Raw genomic sequence first — 16,130 nt, forward strand, 5'->3', positions numbered from 1 at the left:
GTTGAAAAATACTATATGATGGTATAGTATAGAATTATTCTTAATTTTTGTAAAGTTCGCAATAATAGAAATATAATTTTATATTACCATTCTCTAGACAAAAACTGAATGAAATTTTCTGATTTTTTAGAAAGGTTGTTTTATTTATGAAAGTAGCTAAATTTGGAGGCAGTTCTGTTTCCAATGCCAAACAAATAAAAAAAGTATTAAAGATAGTTAATGAAGATCCGGAAAGAAAAATTATTATCGTTTCTGCACCAGGTAAAAGATCAAAAGACGATATTAAAACAACAGATTTATTAATTCGTTTGTATGAAAAAGCGATAAATAACATTGATTATCAACATAAAAAACAAGAAATCATTCAAAGATACGCTGATATCGTTGATGAGCTCGATATGGATCGTGATATTCTCGATACAATCGATCATACTCTTGAACATTATATTCATGAACTTAAAGATAAACCCTCTCGACTATACGATGCGATTGTGTCATGTGGTGAAGACTTTAACGCTCAACTCATTGCCACATATAATAATAGTCAAGGTATCCCAACAAGGTATATTTCACCTAAAGAAGCAGGTATTTGGGTAACAGATTTACCAAAACAAGCTCAAATATTGGATTCTTCATATGAACAGATTTATAAATTAAATGACTATAAGGAAAAATTAATTATTCCTGGCTTCTTTGGCGTTTCAAAACATAATTTTATAGTTACTTTCCCAAGAGGTGGTTCAGACATAACTGGCGCTATTATTGCTCGTGGTGTTAGAGCCTCACTTTATGAGAACTTTACTGATGTTTCTGGTATTTATAAAGCTAATCCAAATATCATCAAAGATCCTGAAATTATTGAAGAAATTACTTATAGAGAAATGCGTGAGTTATCTTATGCTGGTTTCAGTGTATTTCACGATGAAGCGCTTCAACCATTACATAAAGACCGTATTCCTGTAGTTATTAAAAATACTAATCGACCAGAAGATAAAGGGACATATATTACATGACCGAGAAATTAATTCTAAAAATGTCATTAGTGGTATTAGTTGTGATAAAGACTTTACTGTAATCAATATCAAAAAATATTTAATGAATAGACAAGTAGGTTTTACTAGAAAGGTTCTAGGTGTATTTGAAGACTACAATATTTCATTCGATCATATGCCATCTGGAATTGATAATATCAGTATAGTAATGCGTTCTAATCAAATTAAAAATATTGAAAGTCGGGTATTAAACGATATTCAAAAACATTGTGATGTCGATGAATTAAGTATCGACCATGATCTAGCTATCCTTATGATTGTTGGAGAGGGTATGAACAGAGTTGTAGGTACAGCTAGCAAGATTACACATGCTCTAGCTGAATCTAATATTAATTTAAAAATGATAAACCAAGGTGCTTCAGAAATATCTATGATGTTTGGAATTAAAGTGGAAGATGCAGAAAAAGCGGTTAGATCAACTTATGAATTCTGTTACCATGGCGTGTGTATTAAAGAATAGCTAAAAATAAAGCAACTTTCTATTATGGAATGGATAAGATTCCAAATAGAAAGTTGCTTTTTATGATTCTAATATCTTTTTATTATTAATAATTGCCTCTTTTATCCTTTTCTCGCCTACTACAAGTTTGAGAATAAAGAATTGGTAATAACTTAATGAATCAATCACTCGTTTATAGTTTGAAAATTGATGATAATTTTGATTGTCTAATAAATCATACATTAGAACAATTTCGGGTTTAATATAATCCACACCATTATTTAATGAGTGGAAATATATATTATCCTTTGGTAAACGAATTTTATTATCTAATCTAAATACCCATTCATCATTTACAACATCATAAACAAAAATTTCCATGATATGTTGTTGGTCATCATATACATTTACATGGGTAATATCCTTTAAAGCTATGTTACGATTTTTAAAACATTCCCCTGCTTTATTATATAAACAAACTGTGAATGTCTTAGGAATTGCTTTTACAATTTCTATTAATTTTTTACGTTCTACACAAATATCTACTTTTGAAGGTAGTTCAAAATCATCACTTAAAAACAATTGCATGGCAACTACACCATGAAATTTGAATGATTGAGATGAAGTTTGAATTAATTCTTCAACTAATGTTTTAGTGTTTAAATGTTCTTCCATGTATAAGCACACCACCTTCTTAGTAAACGCTTTCATAAGATTGATTATACCTATATACTTAAAATTTTTCAATTGGTTATTTGTGAACAATTAGTAAAATCTATATTTAATGCTATAAAATTTTATTATATCCACAGTTTTAATTGAGTGTCGTAAAATATTACACCCATCATATTAAATTATAGGAAGTTTTAGATTAAAAGTTCATACAATATTCTTAATTTCACCTGCTATAGATTGAACATCATTAACCGGAAGTTTATAATTTATATTGTGTTATCAAGTGTGTAATTACGATAATATTTATGTTTGCGTTACTTTAAAATTAAATATATTTATCGTAATCATTCATTTGTATTTTTTATTAAAAAATTAAAGAGATTCGGGTGAAAATTATGTCAACATTATCGATAATTCTAATAATTATCATCATTGTTTTGATTATTGTATTTTTCTTGAATCAACAGTATTTAAAAAGTAGAGTTGAAACAGAAGAATACGCTAAAAATCAAATCGTTGCAAAAAATTCAGCTTTAAGTGAAGAAAATCTTTCTTTAAAAAATCAAATGCTTAGTACTAACAAAGACATTAGTCCTCACGCTTTAAAAAATGCTAAACGTGATTTAAGAGGTATTTTGGACAAATTTATCGAGGATGATCAACTAAAATTCTATAACATCATTACTACAAGTAATTTGGCAACAAAACATCCTTTATTTGAATATGTGAGATCTTTCGATTTCATTATTGTAACAGACGTTGGTTTAATCAATGTCGATGTTAAACATTGGAACCAAAAAACGTTCTATCATTTCGATGTTCCAGATAAACATATCGATAAGGATCAACAACCTTTAGATAGAGACAAAATAGTAGGTCATTACATTAGTGAACAATATCATGAACAATTTAATACAACTCGTGAAGGCGTATATACATTTATCGAAACCCTTCAAGATAACCGTGTTATTTTTGAATTTTATGATTATGATCCATATCAACAAGCTGCTAATAACGCTAAAGCGCTTAAAGACCAAATTGAAGGACAATTTAACTTTAAGATTCAAAGTATTGGTGTCATCTACTTTAACGATGGATCAGTAAATATTATCGAGGGTTCTGGAGAAAGCGATAAATACGTAGACACTGTATCAACAAAATCTTCTTTAGAAAAAGTAATCAAAGATGCAGTTCATTTATCAAAACATCCATTGACCGAAGATCAAGTGAATCAAATTACCGAACAATTCAATTAAAGTGGACATACCAAAAGACCAGTTCAAAACATTTAATCATTTTGAACTGGTCTTTTATTTATTATTTTATCTATTTAACTCCAAAGATTAACTTTCTTTTTCTTAGCTTCATTTTGAGCTTTAATAAACATATCTCTATACTTACCATTCGGTGCAAAGTATTTCTCTCTTGCTAATCCTTTATCAACTAACTCCTTGTTAAACATATGGTCTTTATCTAACCATACGTATGCTAAGGTTCTACCGTATCTATCATTCTTTTCTTTATCATATTCTAGATACACATCTTTATCAGATAATGTTTTCTTACTATAATTAGACGCTTCTTTTCCATAAGGTTGAACTGGCGTATTAGGTTTGACAGTTTCAGGTGTATCTACACCGATTAATCTCACTTTAATACTTTTATTACCTTGTTTGGCGACAAAGGTATCTCCGTCAACGACTCTTTCTACATGAACTTTTTCTTTTCCTTTTAAATCCGTACTAGAAACTTCAGATTGATTACCACTAAATGGTCCTGAATGATTAATATATTGAAACAATAATACAAAGATAGCTATAATTACCAACGCGAGTGTTGATAGAGATTTTTTTGATTTCATTGATGTCACCCATTCTTACTTTTTTATCCCGACTAATCATAATGAAAAATAAACATAGCGTCAATATTAATTATGAATTTTTAATTAATGATTACCGTGATATAATACTGTATGTTAGGAGTGAATAACCCGTATGTCTAGTGAAAATAGAGTTACACTTATAGCTGTTATTGTAGCAGTGATTGTAGGTATTGTGATGCAAGTTGCATTTAAATTTCCAACTATTGTATCTGCAGTAGTTTCAATCTTTTTAGGTATCTTTGTAGGGTTTATTGTTTATTTAATAACTAATTTTATGAACAAAAGAAAAAGATAACCTAATAGTAATGAAAGAACCTTATAACACACGTATTTTAAAGCAGACAATTGATGTTTAATTCAATTGTCTGTTTTTAATTTATTTAACTGTACAAATTTAATATTTAAATAAAGAATTAGTGAATAATTTTAAATTTTAGTGGTATATATACATTAATAAACCGCTTAATTCCAATTCTTAAGACTTTAAAAGGAGGAAAAATGGAAATTATTGATTGTATCATTGATAGCCACCAAGTAACCTATCGCGTTAAAACTGTTCAAAACCACACCTTTGAACATACTTTAAGTATTGAAACACCCACTTACAGAGCCATTGAAATATTAAAATTGCTATCTACACACGTAGATAAGAAAAATGAATCATCTAAAGCCATCCTTTACTCGTAGCAATTTTCCATGCATCAAATCTATTTTCAGCAGAAAGTTTATCAATAATTATAGAAGTATAATTCCTAATAGTTCCATTAGATAAATAGAGTTTATTGGCAATATCTTTACTACTTAGCCCGTTCCCTATTTCTCTTAAAACCACTTGTTCTTTATGAGTTAATGGATTAGTAGAAGTAATTAATGACGTCATTAAACTTGAGCTATATATTTTCTCTCCATTAACTACTTTATGTGCTGTTTCCATTAATTCATCAATAGAACGCTCTTTTAAAACGTAAGCATCAACATCATTAGCGACAGCTTTTTCAAAATATCCTGGTCTTTTAAATGTTGTGACTATAATGATTTTGGTTTTAAATTTTAAATTTTTAACTTCAGATAATACTTCAATTCCTGTCATACCAGGCATTTCTATATCTAAAATTGCAACATCAGGTTCATATAGTTTAATTAAATCTAAAGCATCTTTTCCATTACCTACATCACCTAGTATATTTACATCGTCATTTAATTCTATTAGTTGTACCATTGCTTTTCTAAGCATTTGTTGGTCTTCTGCAATAATTATTGAAATCATTCAATTTCACCTCGAGGTACATAAATTTCTAGTTCAGTTCCCTTTTTATTATAAACATTTAGTTTGCCATTTAAATACGCTACCCTACTTTTAATACTATGCAATTGATCGATATCAACATCTTTAATACCAATACCATTGTCATGAATAGATAAAATTATACCTCCATCATGATTTCTCAAGTTAATATTCACTTCAGATGCCTTAGAATATTTAATTACATTATTAATTGCTTCTTTTAAGACCATAGATAGCAAAGATTGCTTAGGCAAATTTAAAGATTCTGCTAATTGTATATTAGAAAAGCTGAAGTGTATTTCTGTATCTTTTAATATTGAAGAAACATTATTTACTTCTTCTTGAAATGATAATGTTTGAAGATTTTCAATAATATTTCTAACTTTCTTTAAAGTATCTTGTGACAATTCATTAATTGATTCAATTTCTTTTTTGGCTGTCTCGGGTTGTTGATCTATAAGTTTTAATGCTAATTCAGATTTTAATGTTAAACTTGCAAATACATGACCTAAAGTATCATGTAAATCTTGACCGATGCGTGACCGTTCTTGTTCAGCAATTAATATGTTAATATATTTATTTTGTTCAGTAAGCTTTTCTCTCAACTTGCGTTCTTCTAATGAATAAATATTACCTACGCACATAAGTAATATCACTACAAAATATATTATTAACAGGGTTACTGCATCTCTGTCTATTACTAATGTTAGGATAATTGTAATCATCATAGATACCACAAAGGTCATAAAGAATTTTGATTTAAACCCTTTACCTAACATGAATGGAATTGCGAATGCACTAAAAAAATAAAATAAAGAATTCATTGGTTGGTTACAAAACACAAAATAATCAATCAAAATATAATGCACAATGAAAAGTGCATATAACATTTCTTCATTTAAGCGATTGTAATAAAATATAATACATACATAATCAATAGTAAAAATGATGACAACAAGTATATATTCCAAAAATGGACGATCAATATTGTAATTGAAAATATTAATAATAGGAAATACTAAATAAATAAGTGGTGCTATTCGACTACCTATTTTTACCCAAATTGATGAATTTGTCATGTTATTCAACATCTTTCTTTTTATTAATCTGTAAAGCTATAAACAAAAATATCATACTGTAAATGACCATAATAATTAAAGAACCATAATCCAATCCCTGTCCCTTACTTAAACTATAAGCTATATTTTTCAGGTGATATGTAGGTGTTAATTTAGAAATTTTTTGTAACCAATCAGGAAATGTATGAGTAGGAAACCATAATCCACCTAATATTGCTAATCCTAAATTAATTAAATTGGCAATACTACTAGCTTTTTGAGCATCATTAGATTGCGCTATGACAAGCCCCAATGTTAAAAACAGACTTGCTCCAAGCCATAATATGAACGCAGATGTAATCCACTCTGTAAAATGCATGTTCACTGTATTATAAAAATGTGCAACTGTAAATATAATAATAATTGATAATAAAAATTGTATTATTGTTCGTGCTAATTTAACTAAATAATAATTTAATGGATTTAGAGGCGTCGTCATGAGATGTTTAAACCAGCCATTGTTTCTCTCCTCAATCATATCTATTGGAAATGAAATTAAACAAAAATTCATACAACTAAATACTACCATACTGTACATATATTCTTTATAAAATACTTCTTTTGCATGTTCTGGTAAATCTAAAATTGAAGTAAATAGTAAATAAAAAAATAAAGGTAACAATATCGATACCATTAAATATAATTTTTTTCTAAGTAAAATTATGATTTCGGTTTTAAAATAAGTAAGTAACATTAGTATACCCCCTCATTGTCTTCTGAATTTGAAAATAAAATTTCTAATAAGGATACTTTATGTATCTCAACTTCATTTAAATCAAGTCCTCTTTTTACTAATTTCATGATGGTATCATTAACATGTTCAGTTTTAATCACAAATTTATGTTCTAATTTAGTACAGTTATCTAAATCTGACACGATGTTTTTATATTTTGTCGGTATCAATATACTAGAACTTTTCTCTGTTGATTTAATGTTATTTAAATCGCCAGTCATTCTAATAGACCCATCATCTAAAATTGCAATATTGTCAGCCATTCTTTCAACTTCTTCAATATAATGTGTAGTATATAAAATAGTTAAACCTTTATGCTTAAAATTAGTTATGATTCTCCAAAAGTGTTCTCTAGTTTCAATATCCATGGCAGATGTCGGTTCATCTAAAATTAAAAACTTAGGTTTTCCTATTACTGTTAAAGCAAAATCCAATATTCTTTGCTGTCCACCTGATAGCTTAGATGCATATTGGTTTAATTGATTTTCTTGAAAATTAGTTACATTCATAAATTCTTCTTTAGTTAAATGATCATCATATATAGCACAATATAAATCAAACAACTCTTTTACTTTAATCATTTTAGGAAATTGAGATTTTTGAAATAATACGGCCATGTCTTTTTTATTTATTAAATTATAATGATCTATGATTTCACCAGACTTGTAATTTTTATTACCAATAATAATATCTATTAATGTTGATTTTCCAGCTCCATTTTTACCTATAAGTGCGGTACATTTTGCTTCTTCAATTGTTAAACTGACATCATTAAGTGCCATTGTCTCATGGAAGTACTTTACAATATGTTCAGCTTCAATCATTGTTTTCACCTCTCTCAATTAATAAATTAAGATTAACAATTAAATAATTATATAAATAGTGGTTAATGTCACTACTTTATATGACATTTGTCATCAAGTTTACATAATATTAATACCGTAAAATAAAAAAATCTGCCACTTTATGTGACAGATTCTAAGGTTATAATATTGGTGAAATTAATTTCGCCAAATCTTCTTTAATCTTAATTTTTAGAGAACGATTTTTATATCCTTCTAGTGTAAGTTCATTTGACTTTTTAATGTCTTCTTTATATGCATGCTTGATCTTTTTAGCCATTTTTTCATCATAAACAAATGCATTAACTTCAAAGTTAAGTTCGAAACTTCTATAGTCCATATTAGCAGACCCTACAGAAACAACTTCATCATCAATTAAACATACTTTAGAATGTAAGAATCCATTTTCGTAAGTGTAGATATGTACTCCACTTTCTAATAACTGTGCTGCATTAGCAAATGTAGCCCAGTATACGAATGGATGGTCAGGCTTACTAGGAATCATCATATGTACTTCGATACCAGTAGCTGCAGCCATTTTGATGGCATTAATATAAGAATTATCTGGTATAAAATAAGGTGTTTGAATATAAATAGATTTCTTAGCACTCATAATCATTTTAGTATAACCAAATTCAATTTGATGCCAATCTTCCGCTGGACTACTTGCCACAATTTGCATTGGTACATGTCCATCTTGTACTTGTTTCTTCGGAAAATACTTATCATTATATTCAAATTGAGGTCTATGTGCTTGAGAATTCCAATCCATCATAAATCGTGTTTGCAATCCATCTACAGCATTCCCTTTAATTCTAAAATGAGTATCTCTCCAGTAACCTAATTTACCTAAACCTAAATAGTCATCACCTACATTAAACCCACCAATATAACCAACTTGGCCATCGATAACAACAATTTTACGGTGATTACGGTTATTCATTCTAAAGTTAATGATAGGTAATTTAGAGGCAAAGAATGCTTCCACTTCTCCACCTAGCTCATTGAAATGTTTAAAGTTAGCTCTACTAATCTTTTTAGATCCAACATCGTCATATAGTAACTTAACTTCTAATCCTTCTTTAAGTTTTTCTTCCAAGGCTTTGATGATACGTTTTCCTAAACCATCTAACTCAAATCCAAAATATTCTAAATGTATGTAATCTTTCGCATTGCGAATATCTTCAAGCATTTGATCATAAAGTTCATGTCCATCAGTAAATAAATCTAGATGGTTATTTTCAGTAATAAAACCATCTTGGTTCATTAATAACATTCGAACTAAATCATGATGTTTCTTTACTAATTGATTGTCGGTATCATAAGTTTTTTCATCAAATTCTTTGATTTGTTTATCTATAAGTTCATTAAATGCATCTAATTCATTACCGTTATTTTTATCTAATTTTCTTTTAGACACTGTGCGTCCGAAAAATAAATATAGAATAAAACCAATTAATGGTAATACAAATAATACAAATAGCCATGCCCAAGTTGAACTAGCACTACGACGATTTCTTTCTAAAAATATAATTATAAACGCTAAAATAATATTAATTACAAAACCTATAACTAATAATATTGTAAATAGCATACCCAAATCATGAGAAAACCTTAGTTCCATAAACATAATCTCCTAACAACATTTTATCTTTTAATTTTTATCATTTTTAACTAAAGTCACAACCGCATTAAAATCTTCTTCAATATTCGGAAATCTGTGTTCTTCAGTCTCTTTAATCGTAATATTTAATAACTTATAACTTGCACCTTCATCTGATTGTAAATATTGATTCACACTATTTTCTAATTTATCTAAGCTACTTTCTGTAAAAGTTTTAAATTTAATTTGCTCCATTTTCAATTCCCCTTTTCACTTTGATGATTAAATGATAAGTCTTTTTCATTAATAATTCAATTAATATTGAAGTTTAACCATGTCAATACGATTTGCATTAAAATTATATTGTTCGGAATATATTTTAAATAAATTTAAAATAAGATATAATATATTCATTCGTGTAAGTAATAAGAAAAATATCGCTTATTTGAAAAAGTATTTCACTGATTTATTGGAGGGAAAGTAAATGCTATCTTTTGAAAATGATTATTTAGAAGGTGCACATGAAAAAGTATTAAATCGTTTAGTAGAAACAAATAGAGTCCAAGCAGCAGGATATGGATTCGATCATTTTACAGAACAAGCTATCCAACAAATTAAAAATAGAATCAATTGTCCTAAAGCGACCGTTCGATTTCTTGTCGGTGGGACACAAACAAATCAAGTTGTCATTAATTCAGTACTAGAAAGTTATGAAGGTGTAATTTCAGCGGACACAGGACATGTTGCTGTACATGAAGGTGGCGCTATCGAATATAGTGGGCATAAATTTTTAGCAATACCTTCGTCTGAAGGAAAAATAACTGCAAAAGGTGTTGAGGACTATTTAGACACTTTCAATAGTGATTTCAAACGTGATCACATGGTATTTCCAGGAATGGTCTATATTTCACATCCAACCGAGTATGGTACTTTATATACAAAACCAGAATTAGAATCTTTATCTAAAGTATGTCAAAAACACAATCTCCCTCTATTTATGGATGGCGCAAGATTAGGATATGGATTAATGAGCGATCAATCAGACTTAACTATTGAAGACGTAGCTAAGTATTGCGATATATTTTATATTGGTGGTACAAAAATTGGTGCACTTTGCGGAGAAGCAATAGTATTTACAAAACAAAATGAACCAAAACAATTTACAACACGTATTAAGCATCACGGTGCTTTATTAGCTAAAGGAAGATTAACAGGAATTCAATTTCTTGAGTTATTTAATGATGATTTGTATTTCAAAATTAGCCGTCATGCAATTGAAATGGCAAATAAAATGAAAGCCGGATTCCTAGAAAAAGGTTATCAATTATATTTTGATTCACCTACAAATCAACAATTCTTTATATTAAGTAATGAGAAAATTTCAGAACTAGAGCAAAAAGTGAAATTCGCAATTTGGGAAAAATACGATGATCAACATCGAGTTGTAAGATTTGCGACAAGCTGGGCAACAACTGAAGAAAATGTAGATCAATTGTTAGCGTTGATATAGTAGATACATATAGGTATTAAAGAGGGCATCATTCTATTGTGGAGTGATGCTTTTTTATTTGAATTAATGGTTAGGAAGTTTAGTAAGTATATATGTTTGAGAAAGTTGATATCTATTTTGTATTTTATTGTCATCAGTATGTTTTGGGTAATAAAAAATAACCTTTACATTGGAAAGTTAAAAGAATATATAAATAGCATCACTTTCTCTTTATCTATGCTGAAAGGATGCTACTAATCTTTTGATTTTTTGTTTTTCTAATTCTATCGCTTTCTTATATTCTTTTTCCAATAATTCTTGCGACTATTTATTGGTTATTTCACCATCTAACTGTGCAAAATGCATAATAACCACTTCCTAATAAAATTTACTTTTCTATAATTTCAATTTGTTTTATATCGGATTCATCAATAGAGTATGTACACAAATCTGTCTTAAGATCCATATCATAATTGCCAGTGTCTGTTTCTAATGGGTTTTCATAATCAATTACTCTACCTTTTAATTCATCTCCATTTGTTAAAATTACCTTTACATTATGACCATAAGCATCTCTTATATGCAATATTCTCACCTACATTTTTATAAGAATATAAATCATATCTTAATTCTGATTGTTGTTACTATTCATTTTCTTCATTTAATTTTTTCAAATCCTCTTGCAAGTCTTCTATTAAATCCTCTATAGGTATATTACCATCTAATTGTAGTATTACCATTTATATCACCCACATATATATTTTAATACCAAGCAACAGTATATTTTTCTGGAAAATAACCATTCATATTAAATTTTTTAATAGCATGATACACATGATTTCTATATATCAAAATATCATTATCTATTTCTAATTTCGACAAAGTATAACTATCAACTCTATTATTATTTTTATTTACTATTACTTGGCCATATCCATTGCTTATTTTATTTTCAGGCAAATATTTATATTCAATTTGATTGTCACTTTCTTTGACTTTGTATAATTCTACCATAATTTTTACTCCTTTAAATAATTAAAAAATAAGCTAAATCACTGTATAAGTGTTTTATCCCCATGCTACAAGTTCAGAATCAGGAAATAATCGCTTATTAGTATTCGTGTGTATTCTATCAATTGCATGTATGAAATAATTATCTATTGTATTATTCTCAATACCAGATTTTTTGGCATTGAGAATTTGAAGACTATCTATATCCATTTGAATAACACCAGGTTTAATATTTTCATCATCATTTGGATAATATTTATATGTAACACTTTTATCATTTATTTCTTTAATTTTTAAAGTTAGCAATCACTTTCACCTCTGATCAACAAAACTAATAACATTACCTATTAACCTACTATTAATTTTAAAAATTACTCATTCATCTATAGTTTTAATTGAGTCTTCATCAGTCAATTCTTTCATTTCGTTTTCTTGTTTCTTTTCGACCGAATATTCTTCGATATCTATATTTAAAAAATCAAATAGTTCTTCTTTTGTCATCTCACCATCTAACCTTAATATAGGCTTCTTCATATAATCAGCTCATTTTGAATTTTGTTTTGAAAATCATTGTTCTTTTTCTTTCTCTTTTTTTATCTATCTTAATTTCGTTGTCCAAAATTTCACGTAATTCTTTCATTATTATATTTCCATCTAGTTATGTAAAAACTATTTAAACACCTTTGAATACTGAAAATTTTATAAAAATATTATATTATAAATATATAATAACTACAATAGTTATTTTTTTAGTTGTGGTATTCAATTACAATTTCTAAAGTTAATTGGATACTAAAATGTCATCAGCACGTTTTGGACAATAAAAAATAACCTTCACATTGGAAGGTTAAAATAATATATAAAAATAGCACCACTTTCTATATATTTGTGTAGAAAGGATGCTATTTATCTTTTGAATTTGAATTCTTATTCGCTTTTTCTATACGTTCAAATTCTTCAACTAACTCTTTAAAAGATTCACTCAATTCTTTTGCAGTTACATTTCCATCTAATTGTGAATCTAACATAATTAAAATCATCTCACTTTATATTTAATCATATTTATACTATAAAGTTTTTTCAATAATTTTTCAATATGGCTATCATTAATAATATTAATTTGCATAAAATATTTAGCACAAAATTTACTCACTATTTTACCTTGAAACCTATCTGACTTGGTAATAAATTTTACTTGTCCCTTATTAGTAACGATTGTCATTGATTTTATTGATGGATGCTTAAAAAATGTAAATAAATCATATTCTGAAAATCCTGACTGTCCAGGATGGTTATGTAACATAACAATTGAATTTGGTTTACTGTTAAATAATAATTCGGTTGCTTTTTCCCCTGGTACAAAGGATACACTATTTTGATTTCCATATACTTTTGTAACTTTACCATCTTTTAATAAGTATGCTACTTCATTACTATCATTATTTTCTTTGGCATCTTTAAGTAATTTTTTATGTTGTTCTTGTATAAATTGATTTTCTTCTTTGGTATGTGTTGGAATATCAACATATCTGACTTTATCAATTGCTTGATCAGTAATATATATTTTCTTTCCTAATACTTTAGCTTGTTGTAATTCATCATTGGTTGTGTCATCTTCTACCTGATATTTACCTTCACGCTCTTTAAAGAACTTGTCTCGCCAACTGCCGACATGTGGCACTGTTGTACTTCTACACCAAGGATGCATAGGTGGCGCATTCACACCTGGAACCATATCTTTAACTTTAAATGTTTTACCATTGAGTGAATGACATAATTTAGATGTTTTACTATCTATTTTGGCAACATATTTATATTCGCCAGCTTCACCTAAATCTTTAAGATAAGCTATCTTTTGTGATTCTGTTTGTACACGTGCTGATTCAGTTACTAACAATCTACTGGCGTTATAAGTAGTAGAATTGGTTTGCTTTTTAAACTCAGAAACAAATTCATTAGGGTGTCGACCTCGAATTACGATATGACTTGTTACCCTTTCAACTTCCTTTTGAACAAGTTCCATATCATTCCATAATCTAGTAGACCACATAGCACCTTTGAAATTACTATTAACAACTGCTTTAACTTCAGTGTCATCAATTTGAACATGTTCACCTAGTATATGTGCTTGTCTCTTTACTTCTCTATTAACTGCGTCACTTAGCTTATCCTCAATTTTATTTTGAAGATTTAAACTAAAATCTTTCACAATCAAATCTAGCTGCTGCTTTAATAGTTTTTCTCTAGAAACTTTCATCGTTAAGTTGTATTGTTTGAGCGATTGATTTGCCTCATCACTGAAATCTTTGCGCTCAACAAATTGTTTCGCTTTATTACTGAATGCTAGTACATCAAATGAATCAGCCATTTTCTTAACTTCTTGAATACTCAGTCCAGTATCTTTGGCATATTTTGCATAAAAGGCTAATAATTCTTTTGTAATTTCGGCATACATCAATAAAATGATACGTTCAATTTCAATGATTACTTGTGCATCAACTAATGATTCAGCGTCCATGACGTTTTTAGCACGTTCTAGCCAATATTTTAAATTATCTGACATTTATATCAGTCATTTCATTTTCGCGGCTAAATGGTGTCTTAAATGATGAATTATAGCTATTTTCTTTTACTTTATTTTGTTCGTCTTCCATTTTCTTGATTTCTTCAAGTGGATTATCAATAATAGGTAACAATTTCAATCTAGTTTGTTCAGATACTCCACCATTTAAAGAATTGAATGCATCAATTGATTCATTTAAAGACTTAGGTAAATTAGGTGTAAAGGTAATATCAATGGTTGAATAATCATACTTATGTACACCTGTTAAATTAAGAATATTAAATAACAGTTTATATCTCTTCATTAACCCTTTTTTAAATAAACGTTCTTTAATAGCTCTAACCTGCTCTAGACCAAACAATTTATATTTCATTGATTCACCAGATTGAACACCACTGAAATTCTCATCGCTTAGATCAGGTGTATTGGTATATTTGTGAATATCTTTTTGTAATCTGGTTTTATAAGCTTCTGAGCCATTAACATCATATTGTTTATAAATGTACTTAACATCTGCATTACCTTCTGACCCATTCACATTGATACTTGGTTTAACATGAACTATATTAGCTTGTCGAAATTTTTTAGCTTCATCACCATCTATTTCAATGTTTCCAACAATTGCTAACATGGCATCATTTAAATCGGTCATATAATTAGCAGTATCTGATTGTGCTTGGTCATATAAATCAATTAAAGAAATAACATTTTCAAAATCACCTTGTTTAAATTGATCATTTAAATATTCAATAATTGGAACATCATTATAGTAATGAGGTATTTCATCGATAGAATTGAAAGAGCCGCCTTTAACTTCTATGTAATAGATTTTATTTGTTGTATAGACTTCAATTTTTTGTATTGGTGTATTATCTAAATCTTTAACATTAAAGTATCTAACTCCTGCTATCATCTTTTTATCTAGTGAAGTGTCATATACAACAAATGTACTTTTACTATCTAATAATTTGAATGTATCTTTATCATCAGTATCTCTATAAACAATTTCATACGCTCGACCATAAATAGATAAATTTAATGCTAAATCACTATTTGTAGCATCTGCATCATTCACTTTATTAAGGTCAACTAATTTTTCATTTGTATTTTCGTCTTTATGTGTAATTGTTATAGGATTACCAGTTAAATAACCGACTATAAAGCGTGTGACATACTTAGCATAATTATGTACAGCTCTATGGTCAGCTTTATCACTATAATCATTTATTCTTCGGTTATCGGTTAAAATATCAGTATTTCTGTTCAAATAATAATCTTCTAACATTTCTAACCTTGGTACTTGTTCAGTTTTATGTTTACTTACCAAACTAAGTAATACTTCTTCTTTTAATAACTGTTCTACATTACTGATTAAAAAATCATTATTTGCTGTTTTAGAGAACTTTGTGTTGTTAATTTCTTGGGTGTAAATCGTCAT

The 16,130-nt window shown here is 28.1% G+C and carries 19 protein-coding genes and 1 pseudogene; 5 read left to right on the top strand and 15 right to left on the bottom strand.

Features of this window, described 5'->3' with window-relative positions:
* The first annotated feature begins 146 nt into the window (after window positions 1-146).
* A pseudogene (locus tag HMPREF3125_RS00455) lies at window positions 147-1,512 on the top strand (aspartate kinase).
* A 60-nt stretch (window positions 1,513-1,572) separates the two neighbouring features.
* Here the strand turns inward: HMPREF3125_RS00455 and HMPREF3125_RS00460 are convergent.
* Window positions 1,573-2,166, bottom strand: coding sequence for a hypothetical protein (locus HMPREF3125_RS00460; RefSeq protein ID WP_029055411.1), 594 nt, complete (start codon window positions 2,164-2,166; stop codon window positions 1,573-1,575).
* A gap of 395 nt (window positions 2,167-2,561) precedes the next feature.
* On the opposite strand from HMPREF3125_RS00460, the gene HMPREF3125_RS00465 reads away from it, so the two are divergent.
* Window positions 2,562-3,422: a hypothetical protein gene (locus HMPREF3125_RS00465; RefSeq protein WP_037555472.1), complete on the top strand. Its 861-nt coding sequence runs from the start codon at window positions 2,562-2,564 to the stop codon at window positions 3,420-3,422.
* 74 nt (window positions 3,423-3,496) lie between these two features.
* Here HMPREF3125_RS00465 and HMPREF3125_RS00470 read toward each other — a convergent pair whose 3' ends face one another.
* Complete coding sequence (locus HMPREF3125_RS00470) at window positions 3,497-4,027, bottom strand: thermonuclease NucI (RefSeq protein ID WP_017636439.1); 531 nt, start codon at window positions 4,025-4,027, stop codon at window positions 3,497-3,499.
* A 133-nt stretch (window positions 4,028-4,160) separates the two neighbouring features.
* Here HMPREF3125_RS00470 and HMPREF3125_RS00475 point away from each other — a divergent pair, with 133 nt between their 5' ends.
* Both HMPREF3125_RS00475 and HMPREF3125_RS00480 read left to right on the top strand, forming a co-directional pair.
* Window positions 4,161-4,343: a hypothetical protein gene (locus HMPREF3125_RS00475; protein ID WP_017636440.1), complete on the top strand. Its 183-nt coding sequence runs from the start codon at window positions 4,161-4,163 to the stop codon at window positions 4,341-4,343.
* Window positions 4,344-4,546: 203 nt separating this feature from the next.
* Entirely contained in the window at window positions 4,547-4,735 is a 189-nt protein-coding gene (locus tag HMPREF3125_RS00480; protein ID WP_070451253.1) for a hypothetical protein, read from the top strand.
* Here HMPREF3125_RS00480 and HMPREF3125_RS00485 read toward each other — a convergent pair.
* The 6 genes from HMPREF3125_RS00485 to HMPREF3125_RS00510 all read right to left on the bottom strand — a co-directional run bounded on the left by HMPREF3125_RS00485 (window position 4,713) and on the right by HMPREF3125_RS00510 (window position 9,884).
* Complete coding sequence (locus HMPREF3125_RS00485) at window positions 4,713-5,315, bottom strand: response regulator transcription factor (protein WP_017636442.1); 603 nt, start codon at window positions 5,313-5,315, stop codon at window positions 4,713-4,715. The two genes, HMPREF3125_RS00480 and HMPREF3125_RS00485, sit on opposite strands and share 23 nt — an antisense overlap.
* The gene (locus HMPREF3125_RS00490) at window positions 5,312-6,412 is read right to left on the bottom strand and encodes a sensor histidine kinase (protein WP_070451255.1); all 1,101 of its coding nucleotides are present in this window, start codon (window positions 6,410-6,412) and stop codon (window positions 5,312-5,314) included. The genes HMPREF3125_RS00485 and HMPREF3125_RS00490 overlap by 4 nt, the downstream gene beginning before the upstream one ends.
* Window position 6,413: 1 nt before the next feature.
* The gene (locus tag HMPREF3125_RS00495) at window positions 6,414-7,145 is read right to left on the bottom strand and encodes an ABC transporter permease (protein WP_070451257.1); all 732 of its coding nucleotides are present in this window, start codon (window positions 7,143-7,145) and stop codon (window positions 6,414-6,416) included.
* Window positions 7,145-8,008 (bottom strand): ABC transporter ATP-binding protein, encoded by an 864-nt coding sequence (locus HMPREF3125_RS00500; RefSeq protein ID WP_017637902.1) that lies wholly within the window; start codon window positions 8,006-8,008, stop codon window positions 7,145-7,147. Before HMPREF3125_RS00500 ends, HMPREF3125_RS00495 begins: the two co-directional genes overlap by 1 nt.
* A 160-nt stretch (window positions 8,009-8,168) precedes the next feature.
* Window positions 8,169-9,650: a cardiolipin synthase gene (gene cls, locus HMPREF3125_RS00505; protein ID WP_070451259.1), complete on the bottom strand. Its 1,482-nt coding sequence runs from the start codon at window positions 9,648-9,650 to the stop codon at window positions 8,169-8,171.
* 30 nt (window positions 9,651-9,680) lie between these two features.
* A complete protein-coding gene (locus HMPREF3125_RS00510; RefSeq protein WP_029055415.1) occupies window positions 9,681-9,884 on the bottom strand; it encodes a hypothetical protein in 204 nt (67 codons plus the stop codon).
* Window positions 9,885-10,113: 229 nt separating this feature from the next.
* Here HMPREF3125_RS00510 and HMPREF3125_RS00515 point away from each other — a divergent pair, with 229 nt between their 5' ends.
* Window positions 10,114-11,139, top strand: coding sequence for a threonine aldolase family protein (locus tag HMPREF3125_RS00515; RefSeq protein ID WP_070451261.1), 1,026 nt, complete (start codon window positions 10,114-10,116; stop codon window positions 11,137-11,139).
* Between the two features lie 367 nt (window positions 11,140-11,506).
* On the opposite strand, the gene HMPREF3125_RS00520 is transcribed toward HMPREF3125_RS00515, so the two are convergent.
* From HMPREF3125_RS00520 to HMPREF3125_RS00540, 7 genes are all read right to left on the bottom strand, one after another.
* Window positions 11,507-11,704: a hypothetical protein gene (locus tag HMPREF3125_RS00520; protein WP_017637898.1), complete on the bottom strand. Its 198-nt coding sequence runs from the start codon at window positions 11,702-11,704 to the stop codon at window positions 11,507-11,509.
* Between the two features lie 176 nt (window positions 11,705-11,880).
* Window positions 11,881-12,132: a hypothetical protein gene (locus HMPREF3125_RS00525; RefSeq protein WP_029055417.1), complete on the bottom strand. Its 252-nt coding sequence runs from the start codon at window positions 12,130-12,132 to the stop codon at window positions 11,881-11,883.
* Window positions 12,133-12,186: 54 nt separating this feature from the next.
* Entirely contained in the window at window positions 12,187-12,435 is a 249-nt protein-coding gene (locus HMPREF3125_RS00530; protein ID WP_029055418.1) for a hypothetical protein, read from the bottom strand.
* Between the two features lie 69 nt (window positions 12,436-12,504).
* Window positions 12,505-12,663 (bottom strand): hypothetical protein, encoded by a 159-nt coding sequence (locus HMPREF3125_RS12745; RefSeq protein WP_155979877.1) that lies wholly within the window; start codon window positions 12,661-12,663, stop codon window positions 12,505-12,507.
* Window positions 12,664-13,031: 368 nt separating this feature from the next.
* A complete protein-coding gene (locus HMPREF3125_RS12595) occupies window positions 13,032-13,169 on the bottom strand; it encodes a hypothetical protein (RefSeq protein WP_072324149.1) in 138 nt (45 codons plus the stop codon).
* A complete protein-coding gene (locus tag HMPREF3125_RS00535) occupies window positions 13,166-14,692 on the bottom strand; it encodes a minor capsid protein (protein ID WP_070451263.1) in 1,527 nt (508 codons plus the stop codon). The genes HMPREF3125_RS12595 and HMPREF3125_RS00535 overlap by 4 nt, the downstream gene beginning before the upstream one ends.
* Window positions 14,682-16,130 carry a phage portal protein gene (locus HMPREF3125_RS00540; RefSeq protein WP_070451264.1) on the bottom strand — a complete coding sequence of 483 codons (1,449 nt, stop codon included), beginning with the start codon at window positions 16,128-16,130 and terminating at the stop codon, window positions 14,682-14,684. The genes HMPREF3125_RS00535 and HMPREF3125_RS00540 overlap by 11 nt, the downstream gene beginning before the upstream one ends.

The sequence above is a fragment of the Staphylococcus sp. HMSC13A10 genome (assembly GCF_001808005.1).
Classification (GTDB): Bacteria; Bacillota; Bacilli; order Staphylococcales; family Staphylococcaceae; genus Staphylococcus; species Staphylococcus pasteuri.